At 37.6% G+C, this 18,219-nt stretch carries 18 protein-coding genes; all 18 read left to right on the forward strand.

Annotation, left to right across the window (positions count from 1 at the left end):
• Positions 1 to 27: 27 nt before the first annotated feature.
• The 18 genes from LC419_RS12680 (at position 28) to LC419_RS12765 (ending at position 18,207) form a co-directional block, all read left to right on the forward strand.
• The gene (locus tag LC419_RS12680; protein ID WP_223607704.1) at positions 28 to 1,863 is read left to right on the forward strand and encodes a T9SS type A sorting domain-containing protein; all 1,836 of its coding nucleotides are present in this window, start codon (positions 28 to 30) and stop codon (positions 1,861 to 1,863) included.
• A gap of 138 nt (positions 1,864 to 2,001) precedes the next feature.
• Entirely contained in the window at positions 2,002 to 2,616 is a 615-nt protein-coding gene (udk, locus tag LC419_RS12685) for a uridine kinase (protein WP_034725384.1), read from the forward strand.
• Between the two features lies 1 nt (position 2,617).
• Positions 2,618 to 2,974 carry a septum formation initiator family protein gene (locus tag LC419_RS12690; RefSeq protein WP_223607705.1) on the forward strand — a complete coding sequence of 119 codons (357 nt, stop codon included), beginning with the start codon at positions 2,618 to 2,620 and terminating at the stop codon, positions 2,972 to 2,974.
• Between the two features lie 191 nt (positions 2,975 to 3,165).
• Complete coding sequence (locus LC419_RS12695) at positions 3,166 to 4,329, forward strand: methylmalonyl-CoA mutase family protein (RefSeq protein ID WP_223607706.1); 1,164 nt, start codon at positions 3,166 to 3,168, stop codon at positions 4,327 to 4,329.
• A 109-nt stretch (positions 4,330 to 4,438) separates the two neighbouring features.
• The gene (locus tag LC419_RS12700) at positions 4,439 to 4,879 is read left to right on the forward strand and encodes a DinB family protein (RefSeq protein ID WP_223607707.1); all 441 of its coding nucleotides are present in this window, start codon (positions 4,439 to 4,441) and stop codon (positions 4,877 to 4,879) included.
• Positions 4,880 to 5,025: 146 nt separating this feature from the next.
• Entirely contained in the window at positions 5,026 to 6,174 is a 1,149-nt protein-coding gene (locus tag LC419_RS12705; protein ID WP_223607708.1) for a class I SAM-dependent methyltransferase, read from the forward strand.
• Positions 6,175 to 6,311: 137 nt separating this feature from the next.
• Positions 6,312 to 6,590 (forward strand): hypothetical protein, encoded by a 279-nt coding sequence (locus LC419_RS12710; protein ID WP_223607709.1) that lies wholly within the window; start codon positions 6,312 to 6,314, stop codon positions 6,588 to 6,590.
• Between the two features lie 160 nt (positions 6,591 to 6,750).
• Positions 6,751 to 8,130 (forward strand): dipeptidase, encoded by a 1,380-nt coding sequence (locus LC419_RS12715; protein ID WP_223607710.1) that lies wholly within the window; start codon positions 6,751 to 6,753, stop codon positions 8,128 to 8,130.
• Positions 8,131 to 8,268: 138 nt separating this feature from the next.
• Entirely contained in the window at positions 8,269 to 9,189 is a 921-nt protein-coding gene (locus LC419_RS12720) for a T9SS type A sorting domain-containing protein (RefSeq protein ID WP_223607711.1), read from the forward strand.
• 286 nt (positions 9,190 to 9,475) lie between these two features.
• Entirely contained in the window at positions 9,476 to 10,492 is a 1,017-nt protein-coding gene (locus tag LC419_RS12725) for a T9SS type A sorting domain-containing protein (RefSeq protein WP_223607712.1), read from the forward strand.
• Positions 10,493 to 10,953: 461 nt separating this feature from the next.
• The gene (locus LC419_RS12730; protein WP_223607713.1) at positions 10,954 to 11,970 is read left to right on the forward strand and encodes a T9SS type A sorting domain-containing protein; all 1,017 of its coding nucleotides are present in this window, start codon (positions 10,954 to 10,956) and stop codon (positions 11,968 to 11,970) included.
• A gap of 79 nt (positions 11,971 to 12,049) precedes the next feature.
• Complete coding sequence (locus LC419_RS12735) at positions 12,050 to 12,754, forward strand: SDR family oxidoreductase (RefSeq protein WP_223607714.1); 705 nt, start codon at positions 12,050 to 12,052, stop codon at positions 12,752 to 12,754.
• Positions 12,755 to 12,908: 154 nt separating this feature from the next.
• Entirely contained in the window at positions 12,909 to 13,655 is a 747-nt protein-coding gene (locus LC419_RS12740; protein WP_034745136.1) for an electron transfer flavoprotein subunit beta/FixA family protein, read from the forward strand.
• A 39-nt stretch (positions 13,656 to 13,694) separates the two neighbouring features.
• Complete coding sequence (locus LC419_RS12745) at positions 13,695 to 14,642, forward strand: electron transfer flavoprotein subunit alpha/FixB family protein (protein ID WP_223607715.1); 948 nt, start codon at positions 13,695 to 13,697, stop codon at positions 14,640 to 14,642.
• Between the two features lie 205 nt (positions 14,643 to 14,847).
• On the forward strand, positions 14,848 to 15,447 hold the full coding sequence (locus LC419_RS12750) for a bifunctional nuclease family protein (RefSeq protein WP_034725399.1): 600 nt from the start codon (positions 14,848 to 14,850) through the stop codon (positions 15,445 to 15,447).
• Between the two features lie 22 nt (positions 15,448 to 15,469).
• The gene (locus LC419_RS12755) at positions 15,470 to 16,852 is read left to right on the forward strand and encodes a nucleoside permease (protein WP_223607716.1); all 1,383 of its coding nucleotides are present in this window, start codon (positions 15,470 to 15,472) and stop codon (positions 16,850 to 16,852) included.
• A gap of 115 nt (positions 16,853 to 16,967) precedes the next feature.
• The gene (locus LC419_RS12760; RefSeq protein WP_223607717.1) at positions 16,968 to 17,522 is read left to right on the forward strand and encodes an RNA polymerase sigma factor; all 555 of its coding nucleotides are present in this window, start codon (positions 16,968 to 16,970) and stop codon (positions 17,520 to 17,522) included.
• Positions 17,488 to 18,207 (forward strand): hypothetical protein, encoded by a 720-nt coding sequence (locus tag LC419_RS12765; protein ID WP_223607718.1) that lies wholly within the window; start codon positions 17,488 to 17,490, stop codon positions 18,205 to 18,207. Before LC419_RS12760 ends, LC419_RS12765 begins: the two co-directional genes overlap by 35 nt.
• Positions 18,208 to 18,219: the final 12 nt, after the last annotated feature.

An 18,219-nucleotide genomic window follows, 5' to 3' on the forward strand; every position in this document is an offset into this window, starting at 1 on the left:
TAAGACACCTTTAAAAAAGATATAATAATGAAACAAAAAATTACTTCGCTTATCCTTTGCGGTATACTATGCTGTTCTGCATTAAACGCTCAGGAATCATCTTTTGAAACACCGGCTAAAAGCTGGATCAAAGAAAACACAAGAAATTTAGGCATTCCAGGGTTCAGTGAACTTACACTCGCTTCGGTACGTAAAGGAAATACAGGTGAGACCCTGCGTTTTCAGCAGATGATCAAAAACGTGCCGGTTTTTGAGTCTGTCATTGTTGTTCATTTCAACAAAGAGGGCAGAATAAGCTATACCGGTACAGAAAGTTTGAAAAAAAACCTGAAGGAAGTGGATACAGCTCCTTCTTTTCCTGCATCAGAAGCACTTCAAAAAGCTCATATAGCTTCTAAAACAAGTGGTGCGGTAACTTTTGAAGAAAATAAACTGGTCGTTTATCTTACAGATGCCGGAGAAACAAAACTGGTTTACAGAGTAGTAACGAGTTCTTTCGACAACCCAGGTAGCTGGGAAACCATTGTAGACGCAAAAACAGGGAGTGTAATAAGCATGAAGGACATTTCTGTAAAGCATCACGATAAAAATGATCCCACTCCAAAGAAAAATAAAAAAGTAACACCAAAGAAAGCTCCGGTAACCGGTAGCGCCTATATTTTCGAACCGGATCCTTTGTCTAAAACAGGATCGGCTTATGCAGGCAACTTTGTAGATAACAATGATGCTACCAATGCCAGTCTTGATGCGGCAAGAACTTTAGTGACCATTCCTGAAATTGATCTTACGGCAGGAGTTTATACCCTAAAAGGAACATATGCAGAGATTAAAGAAATAGAAGCCCCTGCAAAAGGAATTTTTACGCAGTCTACCAACCAGTTCTTGTTTAACAGAAGTGATGATGGGTTTGAAGCGGCTAATGCTTACTGGCACCTTGATAACAGCCTTAGATACATTAACGTAACGTTAGGAATTGTTTGCAAACCTGCACAAAACAACGGAGTACTAAGATTCGATCCGCATGGCTTTAACGGTTCTGATAATTCTCATTATCTGACAGGAAGCGAGTCACTTGGATTCGGAGAGGGCGGTGTAGATGATGCTGAAGATGCCGATGTTATCCTGCATGAATTAGGGCACGGAATTCACCACTGGCTGGCAGGAGGCATTTCCAATGCAGATGGTCTGAGTGAAGGATGCGGAGACTACTGGGCACATTCCTACAGCAGAAGCTTAAATCAATGGCCTTCAACAGCTCCAGAGTATCAGTGGATGTTTAACTGGGACGGGCATAATCCTTTCTGGGCAGGAAGAATAACGAATACAACCATGACTTATCCGGGATCAGGATCTTACTATGATAAAGCACAGATCTGGTCTGCTGCATTGATGAGAATCTGGAATAGAATAGGAAAAGAGAAAACAGACAGAGCCTTTTTAGAAGGACTGGACTTAACGACTTCAACTACCAACCAGCAGAATGCCGCTATTGCCTTAAGACAGGCAGGAATTGATATGTTGGGGCAGTTCGGATTCAATTGTAATGATATCACTGCTATGACAGAGGAATTCACTGCAGCCGGATACGTACTTCCTGAATACAGCTGTGTACTGAGTACCAAAGAAACTGCGAAAGAAAACCTGATTTCAGTATATCCAAACCCTGTTTCTGATCTGTTGATCGTTTCGTGGAAAGGAAATAAAGAAGAAAAAGCAGAAATCTTCAATATGGAAGGCAGAAAAGTAATGGAGACCACAATAGGCAGCGAAAGAAATAAAATTAATGTTTCAAACCTTCCGTCCGGAAACTATATCCTGACTATAAAAGGAATTGAGCTATCTGCAAAATTCATCAAAAAATAAAAATCTTAGATAAAATCATTAAAATCCGGTGTACAGACATCGGATTTTTTTGTTTTAAACCAATTTGTGCAGGGATTGTTTTACTTGCATTCATCTAAAATAGTATATTTGTACCAACTATAAAGAAACAAAAAAAGAATGCTTGTAATAGGAATTGCTGGAGGTACAGGATCCGGCAAAACTACAGTTGTTGACAAGATACTGCAACAGCTTGATATTGAAGGAATGAATATCCTTTCTCAGGATAATTATTATCACGACAACCCGAATCTGACACTGACCGAGAGAGAGGCACTCAACTACGACCACCCAAAGTCTATAGATTTCGATTTAATGATAAAACATGTGAAAGCTTTAAAAAACAATGAGCCTATAGAACAGCCCATTTACAGCTTTGTAACACATTCCAGAACGGGCGACCACGTCACTGTAGAACCTAAAAATGTATTGGTAGTAGAAGGTATTCTGGTACTTACGAACAAAGAACTGCTGAAGGAATTCGATTTAAAAGTATTCGTTCATGCAGATTCAGACGAAAGACTGATCAGGAGAATCAGGCGGGATACCCAGGAAAGGGGAAGAGACCTGAGTGAAGTCCTTCACCGTTATCAGACCACATTGAAGCCAATGCATCAGGAATTCATTGAGCCATCCAAGAATGACGCAGATCTGATCATTCCGAACATGAGACAGAATTCCGTAGCGATTGATTTTTTAACTACTGTTATTAAAAATTCGTTGAGAAAACATTAAAATGGAAGAAAATAAGCTTATTAAAGACATCCAGCCGAAGTCTGAAACATTGAAAGTGATTCAGAAATATGTCCTGAATAAATACACCATTACCATCTGTATGTTTCTGGTCTGGATGATATTCTTTGATAAAACATCTTTCCTTGTTATTCATGAACTGAACGGCGAAATCAGCCGATATGAAGACCAGCTCGAATATTATAAAAAGGAATATGAAAAAAATGATACCTTTTATAAGAAGCTGATGAACAATAAATCGGAAAAAGAAAAATACGCCAGAGAAAACTATTTTATGAAAAAACCGGATGAAGAAATCTTTATCCTGGTGGTAGATAGTGCCAATGAGGCAAAAAAATAATTTGAAATGTGAATAGTGAATTGTCAATCGTCAATTTTTTATAGATTCACCATTGACTTGCGGAGCAAAAATTCACCATTCACAAGATAAAGTAATAATAATGTCAATCGTGAATTGCCAGTTGTCAATTTTATAGATTTACAATTGACTTGTGGAGCAAAATTCACCATTCACATAGTAACCAATAGCCAATGTCCAATACAGATATCCTTCCAAACTGGGAAGCCTTAGTTAAAAAACAGCTTAAAACAGAAGATATTTACTCTATCCTGAAAAAAGAAAATCTGGAAGGAATAGAAGTAAAACCTTTTTACAGTGAAGTTCAGAAACCATTGGCCAATCTGCCAAAAGTGGAAGAAAACACTCATTTGGTAGCCAGATATCATGAAAGTCTGGAGGAAGATGTATTTGCATTTATTTTAGACCATAATGTAGAAACACTTGAACAGAAAACGCTTTTTGTCAACAATAAAGACCTTGCCGGTCATATCAGCCCGCAGGAAGAGGATCAGTATTTTTCTTTAATTGATGTTTTTAACGAAAACGAAGGGAGTATTGATGATCAATTGGCTAAAGAACTTTTGTCCAAAGATTTCAAAAGAAATATCTGCGTGGATATTTCACTTCACCAAAACGCAGGGGCAGCGATTTACCAGCAATTGGGAATTGCTTTGTCAAAAACAAAAGAGCTTGTGGAAGTTTATGGCCCTGAGGTTTTAAATAAACTGATCTTCAGAATTGCTGTGGGAGGAAACTATTTCTTTGAAACGGCTAAACTGAGAGCATTTAAAATAGTCTTTAACCAGCTTTCCAAAGAGTATGGCTTAAATGAGACTCCTTATATTTTTGCTGAAACTTCTTTGAGAAATAAAGCTGTGGCAGACAATGAAAACAATCTGATCCGTTCAACACTGGAGCTTGCTGCTGCCATGATTGGAGGAGCAGACGCTGTTTTCAGTAGTAATTATCTTGTGAACAGAACTACGGACATTTCAGAAGAGATCTCTTTCAAACAGCAGATTGTTTTGGCTTACGAGAGCATTATCAATGTATTTGAAGATGCATCGAATGGGAGTTATTATGTAGAAGATATTACGCGTCAGATTGCAGAAAAATCATGGGAACTCTTCATTGAAATGGAAGAGGCAGGTGGCTATCTGGCCCTTTTAAATCAGGGTATTATTCAGAAAAAAATTCATGATCATGCTGTTGAAGAACAGAAATGGGTGGAAGAAGGAAAAATAAAACTGATTGGAGTCAATTTATACCCCAAATTAGACGTTAAAAGATCAATTGAAGATCTATACAGCGAAAAAGAAATAAAGGCTGTACGTTGGGCTGAAATGTTTGAATAATTTTATTTTTGTTTCCTGAATTTATTAATGCTACAGATTGGCATTGATGATTAAATGTAAACTTCTTTGCAAATCTGTCTAATCTGTGGTTAAAAATAAAACATAAGTAATGAAAGAAAAGCTGATTGACCTTTTTGAATATACCTATCATTTCAACAAAGAAATGATTAAAATTATTTATGAAAACATCACAAAAGTGGATGAAAAAACAATCAGTCTGATCAACCACACCATTAATGCCCAACAAATCTGGAACTCACGGATATTGGGTGAAACATCATTTGAAGTCTGGCAGATCAATCCCTTTGAATCTCTTGAGGAAATCAATCATCAGAATTTCGGGAAAAGCATTGATATCATTCAAAAATCTGATCTAGATAAAAGGATAGAATATCAAAATTCAAAAGGAACAAAGTTTGAAAACAGTATTTTTGAAATGCTGTTCCATGCCATCAACCATTCCACCTATCATAGAGGTCAGATCAATTCTCTTCTGAAACAAAATGGTATTGATCCATTGTTGACAGATTATATTTTTTATAAGAGATAAAAAACATATGATGTTTCAACTTTATGTAATATAACACACAACAACCAATTAAAGGGCAGCTTGTATTAGTGATTTCTTGCTGAGCGTAGTCGAAGCATTTTTAGTTAGTGTTAAATTATTTATTAATAAAATTCTGGGCGAAATCTGTGGAAAATAAATTAATCAACAAAGAAATTCAAGATTATATCAATGCAAATCTAGATATAGATCTGCATGCCCTCTTATTAAAAAAATCCCCGTTTCCAGACGTCTCCATGCCTGAAATCGTCCAGCAGATCAAAGGAAAGCAAACCACACGGAAGAAATTTCCATTTCTCCTGAAAGAAGGCATTGTGTTCCCACCGCAGCTTAATCTGGAGCAGTCCTCTTCAGAGAAAACAGCAGACTATAAATCCCAAATTCTTAAAGGAAAGAAATTTATTGATCTGACCAGCGGTTTTGGAATTGATGCCTATTATCTGTCCCGAAATTTTGAGGAAATCACTTTGGTGGAGCAGAATCAGGAACTATTGAGCATTGTGGAGCATAACTGGGGAATTTTAGAACGAAAAGCTACATTCATCAATCAACATCTGGAAGACTTCCTAAGTGATAATAAGGAACATTTTGACATCATTTATCTGGATCCGGCAAGAAGAGATCAAAACAAAAATAAAGTCTTTCTTTTGGAAGATCTTTCACCGGATATTCTTCAGATCAGGGAAAAATTACTCGCCACAGCAGATCAGATTATCGTAAAACTCTCACCATTAATCGATCTGAAATATCTGATTTCAGTGGTCCCACTCATTTTCAGGATTGAAATAATAGCAGTAAAAAATGATGTCAAAGAAGTTGTCATTTTCCTTTCCAATGAACAAAAAGATAGAACTTCGGTCAACTGCATAAATCTTGAAAGCGGAGAATCTGCCTTTAGTTTTGCATTTGGGGAAGAAGAAAATATCCAAGCGCATTATTCTGAACCTGAAAAATACATTTATATTCCCAATAATGCCATTTTGAAAGCCGGAGTTTTTAATCTGCTCTCTGAAAGGTTTGAATTAAAAAAACTTCATCCCAATACCCATATTTACACTTCATCTCAAAAGATATCTGATTTTCCGGGAAGAGTAATGGAGATGGAAGTAATTGAATCTAAACAGGTTAAAAAGAAAGGGCAGTTCAATATCATAGCCAAGAATTATCCATTAAAACCGGAAGATATTAAAAAGAAATATGGGCTAAAAGACGGTGGAAAAGACTATCTTATTTTTACACAATCCAAAAAAGGTAAAATTATTTTAAAATCAGTATAAAAATGTTGCCTTAAAAAGCAGGATTTCTTAATTTTGGGCAATCAAAAATTTAAGCATGAAATCGCTTGCTGTCAAAATAATCATAACCGGCTAAAATAATGCGATTCCATATGACCTTTAAAAAATAAATTTTACATATGAAAAAATTAATTATATGTTTAGCCGTTGCAACGGTAGCCGTAAGCTGTAAAAAGATCCAGGCAGGAGGAAACAAAAATACGTTGAAACTGGAAGAAGGAGTAGAAAGATACTCTGACGACGTACAGGGCGGAGGTGAAGCACACGGTCATGAAGCTGCTGAAGGACACAAAGAAGCGGCTCCTGCTGAAAAGCATGAGGTAGCAGCTCCTAAAACAGACAGTACTGCTGCTGCAAAGCCTGCTGAAGCTGAAAAAGCTCCGACAGCTGAACACTAATTATGAGTACACGATATAAAAAATGTCCTGCCGAGATGCAGGACATTTTTTGTACAGCAGTCTGCATACTTCTGAATAATAACAGTTCTTCAGAAAATTATCTGTTTTTGTTTGCTGCTGCAGACCAATTTTTTTATTTTTAACAAAACAAATTTTTAAAATGCAAGAGACATTAAATTACATTAACGAAAACAAACAGCGTTTCGTGGATGAATTATTTGAGTTACTGAGAATTCCTTCTATTTCTGCAGATCCGGCTTATAAAAATGATGTATTGAAATGTGCGGACGTGTGTGCAGAACATCTTAGAAATGCAGGAGCAGATCAAGTTGAAGTATGTCAAACAAAAGGCTATCCGATCGTTTTCGGAGAGAAAATATTAGATAAAAACCTTCCTACGGTATTGGTATACGGACATTATGACGTACAGCCTGCAGATCCGTTGGAATTATGGAAAAAACCACCTTTCGAACCTTATATCGAGAAAACGGAACTTCACCCTGAAGGAGCCATATTCGCAAGAGGTTCAGCTGATGACAAAGGACAGTTTTTCATGCACGTGAAGGCTTTTGAAGCGATGATGAAGACCAATACACTTCCTTGTAACGTGAAATTTATTCTTGAGGGTGAAGAAGAAGTGGGTTCTGTAAGCCTCGGAGATTTCGTTAATGAAAATAAAGAAAAGCTTTCTTGCGACTGTATCCTGATTTCTGATACACATATCTACAGCAACGAACAGCCTACGGTAACGACAGGTTTAAGAGGGCTGAGCTATGTAGAAGTTGAAATCGAAGGGCCAAATAGAGATCTTCACTCAGGGCTTTACGGAGGAGCGGTTCCAAATCCTATTCACGTACTGTCAAGAATGATCGCCAAACTGATTGACGAAGACGGACATATTACCATCGATGGATTCTACGACAACGTTGAAACAGTATCTGATACCGAAAGAGCGGATATGAATAAACTGAAAGATAATCCTGAAGAATTCAAGAAGTCTATCGGACTGAGTGGCGTGGAAGGTGAAAAAAGCTATACGACGCTTGAAAGAACGTCTATCCGTCCTACCTTAGACTGCAATGGTATTTGGGGAGGATACACAGGAGAAGGTGCTAAAACCGTGATTCCTTCTAAAGCATCTGCTAAGATTTCAATGCGTCTGGTTCCTTATCAGACTCCGGAAGAAATCACAGAGAAATTCACGAAATACTTCGAAAAGATCGCACCTGATACCGTAAAAGTAAAAGTGACGCCTCACCACGGAGGTATGCCGTATGTATTGCCAAGTGACACCAAAGAATTTCTTGCGGCTAAGCAGGCTATGGAAACTGCGTTCGGTAAAGAAGTCCTTCCGTACAGAAGCGGGGGAAGTATCCCGATCACCGCGATGTTCGAAAAGGTATTGGGAGCTAAGTCCGTATTGATGGGCTTTGGACTTGATTCTGATGCAATTCACTCTCCGAATGAACATTACGGTTTGTTTAATTTCTACAAAGGGATTGAAAGTATTCCATTGTTCTTCGAAAATTATTCTAAATAATTAATATTTTATAAAAATATTCTATAAAGCGTTCCAACATCGGAGCGCTTTATGCTTTTTTATGAAAATATCCCTATCAAATGATATTTTTTTAGCTAATCTATGTGTTTATTTTTAGTTCAACCTAAAAATAATGCTATGAAAAAAAGTTACTCTATCGCATGCTGCTTGTTTTCAATAATTTCCCTTGCGCAACAGCAGATGATTTCCTTTGAAAATCTGGATGGATTTTATACCGGAGATATCCATGGTCAGGGAACCTGGATCAGTACGCCAACAGGAGACGTGCCTCCCAATGTGCTCAACCAGCTGATATGTACCGATAACGCGACGGATGGGATAAATTCTCTGAAAATTGTAAAAGAAAACACCTATGGAACCCAGTCTGTTCCTATTATCGGGGCATTTGATAACCTGCCAGTTATGCTTGCTTACGACAACTTTACCGTTTCTTTTGATATCAATATGTCTCAGCTTAATGGTTCAATTTTCAGCTTTCAGGGATTGAGTAGCACTGATGAGAAATTCGTGGTCAGAATGGATTTTGATCCTTCAGGAAGTGTTAATATACTGAAAATGTCTTCAGGAATTCCCGTTATGGAAAATACTTCTGCAGCATGGCTGCCAAATCTATGGTACAGTATTATTGTCGTAGGAACGCCTGCCTATGTAAAATATTTTCTGAATGGCATTTTAATATATTCAGGGACAGCCGCAGAAACAGTAGGGATGAATCAGCTGCGTTTTGTTCATGATAATACGGCAGGGACAGCTTTTATTGATAATGTAAAGGTGTACACCGAGGCCATGCTGTCTGTTGCGAACGTAGCTGCCGGTAAAAATACTTTGACGGTGTATCCTAATCCTGCTACAGATTTCATTCAGATCAATTCTTCCGGTAAAATAAAAAGTCTAGAGCTGTTTGATTCTGTCGGAAAAAAAGTCCAGGCGAGGGTGGAAAACGACAAAGTAGATGTAGCAAGCCTGTCTGCAGGTGTATATCTGATCAATATAAAAACAGAGCATGGCAATTTTTCAGAAAAATTTATAAAAAAATAGCTTGATTTCTGTATGTGATTGATTATAATTGTTTTAATGCCTATTTTTTCCTGTAATGGTGAAATTTGTTGCTTTTTATTGATTTTTCAGTTAAAATATTTTTATTATACACTATTTGTGGGGAAATCATTTTAATATTGAATGGATTTCAAAATCATAAAAATGACTTATTTTGAATAATTTTATTGAAAAATTGCTTTGTATTTCTATTTTTAATTGATATTTTTTTTAATTAGAGTAAATGTTCTATATTTACCAGTGTAATTAATAAAATAAAAAAAATATCATGAAAAGAAATCTACTATTGAGTTTAGCATTGCTTTCTGCAGTATCTTTTTCTGCACAGGTTCTGGAATCTGACAATTATAATTCTTACACCAATGGGAATGTTGGGTCCAACACAACCGGTACGGTAACCGGACAGGGAAGTATGTATCTATCAGGTGGAGCAGCAGCTGACTATCAAATTGTAACCGGAGATGCGGCACACGGAAAATATCTTCAGATCATTGGAGGTATTGAAGGAACTGCAGTTTCTTCCAGAGCAGCGTATAAAGGAAGTTTTGCAGCGGCCTGGGCAGCCAGAACTCCGGGTAATAATATCGTTAAAGGAAAAGTGGATATTTTTACAGGAACCTCTACCAATCAGCATGCTGCAGGTGTAGGTGTATTTGGTGTTACAGACGGTATCGTGGGAATCAGATATAACTCAGAAACTAAAACAATTAATGGACTGGCTTATCTGGACGTGCCGGGACAAAGTGGATTTTACAATATAACCGGTATTACAACGAATACCTATCCTGCCAATACATGGGTTACTCTGGCGTATACGTATAATAAAACATCTGGAGAAATCACATATCAGATTGGTAATGAAGTACCTCTTGTATTGGCTGTAAACGGAGCTGATACGGTAGCCGGTCTTGATCCTGCGAGATTCAGAGTTTTAAGTTCTCCGACAAGAGCTACGGCAACAGGGCCTATCAATGCAGGACCTACGACTTTTGGAATAGATAACTATGTAGTAACAGCATCCAATTCAATTACACTGGGAACTTCAGATACTGCAAACAAAAAAGCTTCCGTTATTGCGATCGGACCGAATCCAACTGCGGATTACTTAAATATCCTTACTGATTTAAAGATTAACCATCTTGAGATCTATGATATGGCGGGAAGAAAAATTTCTGCTGCACTTGAAGGAAATAAAGTAGATGTGAAACATCTTAATCCTGGATCTTATCTTGTAAGTTTTGAAACGAAGGAAGGTAAAACTATCGAGAAATTTATCAAAAAGTAATATCCTATTACTTTCAGTACTTATAAAACGCTCCCATGGGAGCGTTTTTTTATTATAAAATCTAGTACATAATAAAAGCATAAAAAAGGAAAGCTGATTATAAGTTTCGGGATTGTGATTCGTGTTATCCATTAAAGCTTTAACACTTTAAAGTACCTGAAATCAGGTAGAAATAATTACTGTTTTTTAAGTATTGATAATCTATTCCTATGAAGATAGCTTTGTAACCATTCAAATCAGCTAATCATAGAATTAAATAATTAAGAAAACTCATACAAACTCCTTCCGAAAAAGATGGATTGAGTTTTTTAATTGTTGATAATGAGTTTTTTGTGTATTTTTTTATTTCATAGTCACTTTTTTACCTTTTGTTTTCTTATTCACAGAAACTGTTTCATGGAAGGAATTGTACACTAAGAAATGAATCGCAGACATCATGAAACTAAATTAAAAAATAGGTTATGAAAAAAGTTTTATCATTGAGCGCTTTTTTATTGGTGTTATTCCATACGTTGAATGCCCAATCTTTAGAAAGCGATAATTTTAATTCCTACACGATAGGGAATGTGGGTACTGATATTACTGCAAATTCCCCCGGTCAAGGTGGGTTTTATACGGATTTTGCAAACGGGTCTAATTCGGAAGCACAGATTGTAAATATAGATGCAGCTCATGACAAATCTTTACAGCTTACCGGAAGTGCCAATGCAGCCGGAACAAAATATATGTGGAAGAAAGGACTTGGGGCAGCGTGGGCAGCAAGAACTGCGGGAAATGATATCCTTAAACTGGAATTTAATTTATACACAGGAAGTGCTACAGGCGGTGCCGGTAGAGCAACGGTTTTAATTTATGATGGGACCACCCATAAAACCCTGCTTGGTGCCGGATATGATTATGCTACACAAAGAGCGGTAGGCATCGCAAACTATACCAATACGACCACTGGGGTAACAGGGAACATCCTTTTTTATCTGGAACCCACTACCTATACGTATCCTGCCAATACATGGATTACATTAAAATGTACATTTAATAAAACGACAGGGGCAGTGGTATGGACAGGTCCCGCAGGAATGCTTTATAGCCCTGCAGCAAACTACATACCGGCTGCGGCAGGTGTAGATCCTTTTGAACTGGATTTTGTTTCAGTTGTTAATGCGGGAAATACGGTGGCTCATATCACTTCTTTTGATAACTATACGCTAACGGCTACAAATAATGTAGTATTGGGGACAAAAGATACCGCTGTGAAAGAAAACAGTATTTCAGTTTATCCTAATCCTGCAACTGATTTTATCAATATACAATCCCAATCATTAATTACTAAAATTGAAATCTTTGATGCAGCAGGAATAAAGATCAATATAATATACGATCATGGTAAAATAAATGTAAAGGATCTTAGCCCGGGAGCCTATATGATGAATATTGAAACCAACGGAAAGAGGTTTTCTGAAAAATTCATTAAAAAATAGAATCCTGATAAATCTTAGTCGATATAAAACGCTTCAATTGAAGCGTTTTTGTTATTTTAGAGCATTAAAATTGAAGAATATGTCAGATCAAAAAGTAGCTTATATAACTGGGGGAACGAAAGGAATAGGTTTTGGAATCGCAAAAATATTGTTGAAAAACGGCATTTCAGTGGCGTTTTCAGGGCGTAAAAGAGATGATGTAGAGAAAGCGGAAGAAGAGCTTAGGCAGTATTCAGAGCATGTTCTTGGAGTGGTTTCGGATGTAAGAAGTCTCGAAAGTGAAGAAGAAGCCGTACAATATACCATTGCAAAATTCGGAAGGCTGGATTTCGTTATTGCGAATGCAGGCTTAGGAATATTCAAACCTGTAGATGAGCTGACAGCCGAAGAATGGAATGTTATGATAGAGACCAACCTGACCGGGGCTTTTTATACATTAAAAGCTTCCGTAGAAGAATTAAAGAAAACGGAAGGTTATTATATTACAGTATCAAGTCTTGCAGGAGCCAATTTCTTCGAAAAAGGAACAGGCTACAATGCGTCTAAATTCGGAGTCGTAGGATTTACTCAGGCAGCGATGATTGATCTCAGAAAATACAACATCAAATCTACCGTCATTATGCCCGGATCTGTAGCCACAAATTTTAACGGCAACGTTCCTTCTGAAAAAGACAGCTGGAAGATACAGCCCGAAGATATGGGGAATCTGGTGCTCGATATTTTAAAAATGAATCCGCGCGTATTGCCCAGCAAGATAGAGTTTAGGGCAACAAAACCAGCTTAGTAAAAGCATTTAATGTATTGAATAGTAAAAAAATAAGTATTATGCATGCATAATATATTTTTTAATTATATTAGCCAAAGTAAAATATAACAAAATCTCAGCATAAAACAGTAAGGTTTTTTATGCATAAATGGGAAAAAATAAAATAGTACACATGAAAATATTAGTTTGTATCAGTAGTGTTCCAGATACTACTTCCAAGATTAACTTTACGGCAGATAAGTCTGCTTTCGACAAAAATGGAATTCAGTGGGTAATCAATCCTTTAGATGAATTTGCATTGACAAAAGCGGTTAAACTTCAGGAATCTCAGGGTGCAACTGTAACAGTGATCAACGTAGGAGATGCTGCTACAGAACCGGTAATCAGAAAAGCATTAGCTATTGGTGCCAATGATGCAGTAAGAGTAAACCTTGATCCTAAAGACAGCTATTCTACAGCGAAAGAAATTGCTTCTGTAGCTCAAAACGGAGGATACGACCTTATCCTTTGCGGAAAAGAATCTATTGATTACAATGGAGGTTCTGTTCCGGGAATGGTAGCTCAGTTACTGAACCAGCCTTTTGTAAATGCATCAGTAGGATTGGATGTAAACGGAAGCGAAGCTACTGCTGTAAGAGAAATTGAAGGCGGAAAAGAAACTATATCAGTGAAATTACCTGCCGTAATCGCAGGACAAAAAGGATTGGTAGACGAAAAAGACCTTATCATCCCGAATATGAGAGGAATTATGTCTGCAAGAACGAAGCCTTTACAGGTGGTAGAGCCAACTTCTTCTGAAGTGAAAGTTCAGGGAGTATCTTATGACAGCGTTCCACCAAGAGCGGCTGTGAAAATGGTTTCTCCTGACAATCTTGATGAATTGGTAAGATTACTTCACGAAGAAGCTAAGGTAATCTAATCTTAATCCTTAAATTTTTTAATCTTAAATTTTAAAAAAATGGCAGTATTCGTATACGCAGAAAATATAAACGGAGTTTACAAAAAAGCAGCTTTTGAAGCAGTTTCTTATGCTAAAGCGGTTGCAGATCAGGCAGGAGACACTGTTACGGCGATCTCTGTAAACCCTACAGATTCTTCAGATTTATTGTACAAATATGGAGCATCAAATGTGATCAATATCAAAGACGAAGGTCTTAAAAGCTTTTCAGCTAAGGCATTTGCTCAGGCTGTAAGTGAAGTGGCAGACGGAAACACGATTGTTTTCCCTCATACTACAGACGCTTCTTCTGTAGCTCCAATGCTTGCGGTAATGAAGAACTATTCCTTAATTACCAATGTTTTGGAAGCTCCTGAAAGCCTTTCTCCGTTCCAGGTGAAAAGAAGAGCGTTCTCAGGAAAAGGATTCATGCATGCAAAAGCGGAGGGGACTGGGGTGATCATCACGGTTTCTCAGAATGCTTTCGGAGTAAAGGAAAACGGAGTATCAGGTTCTGAAGAAGTTAAAAACCTTTCAGTAGCGAATGAAGATACTAAAGTTATTTCTCACGAGCAGAGTTCAGGTAAATTAGACCTTAAAGAAGCAGAAGTAGTAGTGTCTGCAGGAAGAGGAATGAAAGGCCCTGAAAACTGGGGAATGGTTGAAGATCTGGCTAATGTTCTTGGAGCTGCAACAGCTTGTTCTAAGCCTGTTTCTGATATCGGTTGGAGACCTCACACAGAGCACGTAGGACAGACTGGTAAAGCCATTTCACCTAACCTTTATATCGCAATAGGTATTTCCGGGGCTATCCAGCACTTAGCTGGGGTAAACTCTTCTAAAACTATTGTAGTAATCAACAATGACGCTGAAGCACCGTTCTTCAAGTCTGCAGATTATGGGGTAGTAGGAGATGCTTTCCAGATTATTCCTGCATTAACAGAGAAAATTAAAGCAATTAAAGGATAAAAAAGTCAATAGTGAATTGTCAATCCGCTACGCTGTCAATTGGATAAAACCAATACGTTACAGCAAGCATTCACTTACGAAGTAAAATTGACCATTCACTATTCACCATTTTCACACATAAAAATAAAAGCTCGGGCTTTTCCGGGCTTTTATTTTTGCGTAAAAAACTGAAATCACAATAAAAAATTAATCTATATTTGTAGCTATGGATTATAAGCAGCTAATTATTCGCGGAATATCGTACAGCCAGACACAATCGGGGGCGTACGCTTTGTTATTGGAGCATGAAGAAACACATATAAAATTACCTGTTGTCATAGGAAATTTCGAGGCTCAGTCCATCTCTCTCGGACTGGAAAAAGACATCCATCCGCCTCGTCCGCTTACCCATGATTTATTCACAAAATTTATAGTTTCAGCCAATTATGAATTGGTTTCAGTGATCATTTACCAGATCGTAGACGGCGTATTTTTTTCCAATATTAATTTCAAAAATAAAGCTAACGAGGAAGAACTGATTCTTGATGCAAGAACATCAGATGCTGTGGCGATGGCCGTAAGATTTGATGCGCCTATTTTTACCACTCAGCAAGTTCTGAACGAAGCAGGAATTCTTCTGGAGCTGGAAGATGTTTCAAAAGAAGAGCAGCCTTTCTCAGAAACGGTACAGTCTGAAGACAATCTGAAAGCCGTATCTATGGAAGAACTTCAAAAATTGCTCGATGAAGCCGTAAAAGAAGAAGATTTTGATACCGCATTGGAAATTCAGGAAGAAATTAAGAGGAGGAAAAAGAAAATTGACTAAAAGAGACACTTTATACTAAACTATGAATTTAAAATTACGACTGACCATCCTCAGTTTTCTCCAGTTTTTTGTCTGGGGAGCATGGCTGATTACGATGGCTAATTTTTGGTTCGGGACAAAACACTGGGACGGAACCCAGTTTGGAGCCGTTTTCGGAACCATGGGAATAGCTTCTATTTTTATGCCGACCATCACCGGAATTATTGCCGACCGCTGGGTAAATGCAGAACGTATCTTTTCGGTACTGCACATCCTGTATGGGGTTGTGCTTTTTATACTGCCTCATTCCGCTGATCCTAATTCTTTCTTCTGGCTGATGCTTCTGGCGATGTGCTTTTACATGCCAACCATTGCTCTGGCGAATTCTATTTCCTACACCATTCTGAAAAACAGCAATCTGGATGTAGTAAAAGATTTTCCGCCGATTCGTGTATGGGGAACCATCGGGTTTATTGTTGCGATGTGGATTACCAATCTTACAGGAAACAAGGCTACGGAAGGACAATTCTATATCGGTGGTGCTATCGCTATATTTTTAGGAATCTATGCGTTGACCTTACCAAAATGTCCGCCACAGAAACTCATCGATAAAAGTGCACCTTTATCTGAGCAGTTGGGACTGAATGCTTTTAAGCTTTTCGGAAGCTATAAGATGGCCCTGTTCTTTCTGTTTTCAATGCTTTTGGGAGCGGCACTTCAGCTGACAAATGCGTACGGGGATGTATTCTTAAGTGAATTCTCTCATTTTCCGAAATATGCAGATTCTTTCGTAGTTCAGAGATCTACGATTATCATGTCCATCTCTCAGGTTTCTGAGACTTTATTTATTTTGGCAATTCCTTTCTTTCTGAAAAAATTCGGAATTAAAAAAGTAATGCTGATGTCAATGCTGGCATGGGTACTCAGATTTGGATTCTTTGCGTACGGAGTTCCGGACGGATTCGGACTTTCGCTGATCATCTTCTCATGTATCGTATACGGAATGGCATTTGATTTTTTCAATATTTCAGGTTCCCTTTTCGTGGAAACAACGACAGATAAAAAAATCCGTTCTTCTGCTCAGGGATTATTCATGATGATGACCAACGGTTTTGGAGCGCTTTTCGGAAGTTACATCGCAGGATGGGCTATCGATAAGTTTTTTACCCACAAGTTTACGAACGTTTCAGACTTAACGGCTTATCTTGATACCACGGCAGATAATCCAACGTTCCTGCAGATCCTTAAAAATAGTTTCAATTCAGCGATAAATGCTGACGGGACACTTTCTTCTGTAGTGATGGTAAAAGACTGGCAGAATATATGGTTATCTTTTGCCATCTATGCATTGATTCTGGCTATATTCTTCGCCATTTTATTCAGGCATAAACACAATCCGGAAGATGTTTCTTCAGTGAAACATTAATGCTACCGGACTGATTGATAAAATATTAAATTGCACTTTTGAAAAAAGGTGCAATTTTTTTTATTTTCAGGCAACCTTTTAAAATAAATTCCGTCTTATAGATAGAAACCGATACATGGAGCATCTCGAAAAGAATTTTTTACTGGCTAAAAAGCAGGACCGGAAGGCCCAGAAAGCTCTTTATGAGATGTTTTCCGCTAAAATGCTGGCCATATCAAATTCTTATACGAACAATATCCATGATGCGGAAGATATCCTGATCAACGCATTTATGAAATGCTTTACCAAGCTGGATGAATGCAGAGACTGGAAAAGTTTTCCGTTTTGGCTGAGGAAAATTGTGGTCAATGATTCCATTAGCTTTGTCAGGAAGAGCAGGAATATCCTGTATGCCGATATAGAAATCGCAGACGATTATTCAGATGAAGATACAGATGAGCGGTTGGAAGAACTCAATATTGAGGAAATATTTTCACAGATGCCAGCGGGATACAGATTGATTTTCAATTTATATGTATTTGAAGAGAAAAAGCATCAGGAAATCGCAGAAATTCTGAATATTTCGGAAGGCACCAGTAAAAGCCAGCTGAGCAAAGCAAAAAAATGGCTTACGGAATTTTTAAAAGCAAAAGAAAATGAAAAAAGAGATACTGAAACAGTTAAAGTCTGATTACGAGAGGCTCGAAAGAAGCCCTTCTGAGGATCTTTGGGACAGATTGGATCAGAAGTTGAATGAGGCCTCTGATGTGCCGGTAAAACAGTCTTTTCAGTGGTGGAAATATGCAGCCGTTATATTGCTGTTCATTTCTGCCGGAACTTTTATGTATTTTAATAATTACAAAACGAAATTTGATTATAAAGAAACGGATTATGCCGTGAAAAAAGGTCTTGAAAGAACAGTCAATCCAGTAGATAAAGATGTTGAAAATCCACCAGTTATTTCAAAAGATCAGCCGATCGAGGAAAGTGAAGTAAAAATAGTCAATGAAGATCATAAAAAAGATACCTCAGATAAAGCCTTGCTTCCGAAAAAAGGAAAAGAAAGGACAGAAACTCAGGCTTCACAGAATAAACAACCGGTGAACACCTTTAACCAACCGGAAAATATTTTCACTAATCCGGGGAAGGTTGAAAATGTAAGTCCATCCAATCCTCCAGTAATTGCAGAAGTTAATAAATCAAAACCTAATTATATCAATCCTGATGAGCTTCTTCTGGGAAGAGAATTAGATAAAGCCCGGGAAAAAGCCAGTAGGGATGAACGGAAATTGGGAGCCTTCAAATTTGATAAAGTTGTTCCGAATGTAGGAAATGTAACTGTTCTGGGAGTGACCGTTTATCTGGAATCCAAATAAATCGTAAACTTT

This window comes from Chryseobacterium sp. OSA05B (assembly GCF_019970065.1).
Classification (GTDB): Bacteria; Bacteroidota; Bacteroidia; order Flavobacteriales; family Weeksellaceae; genus Chryseobacterium.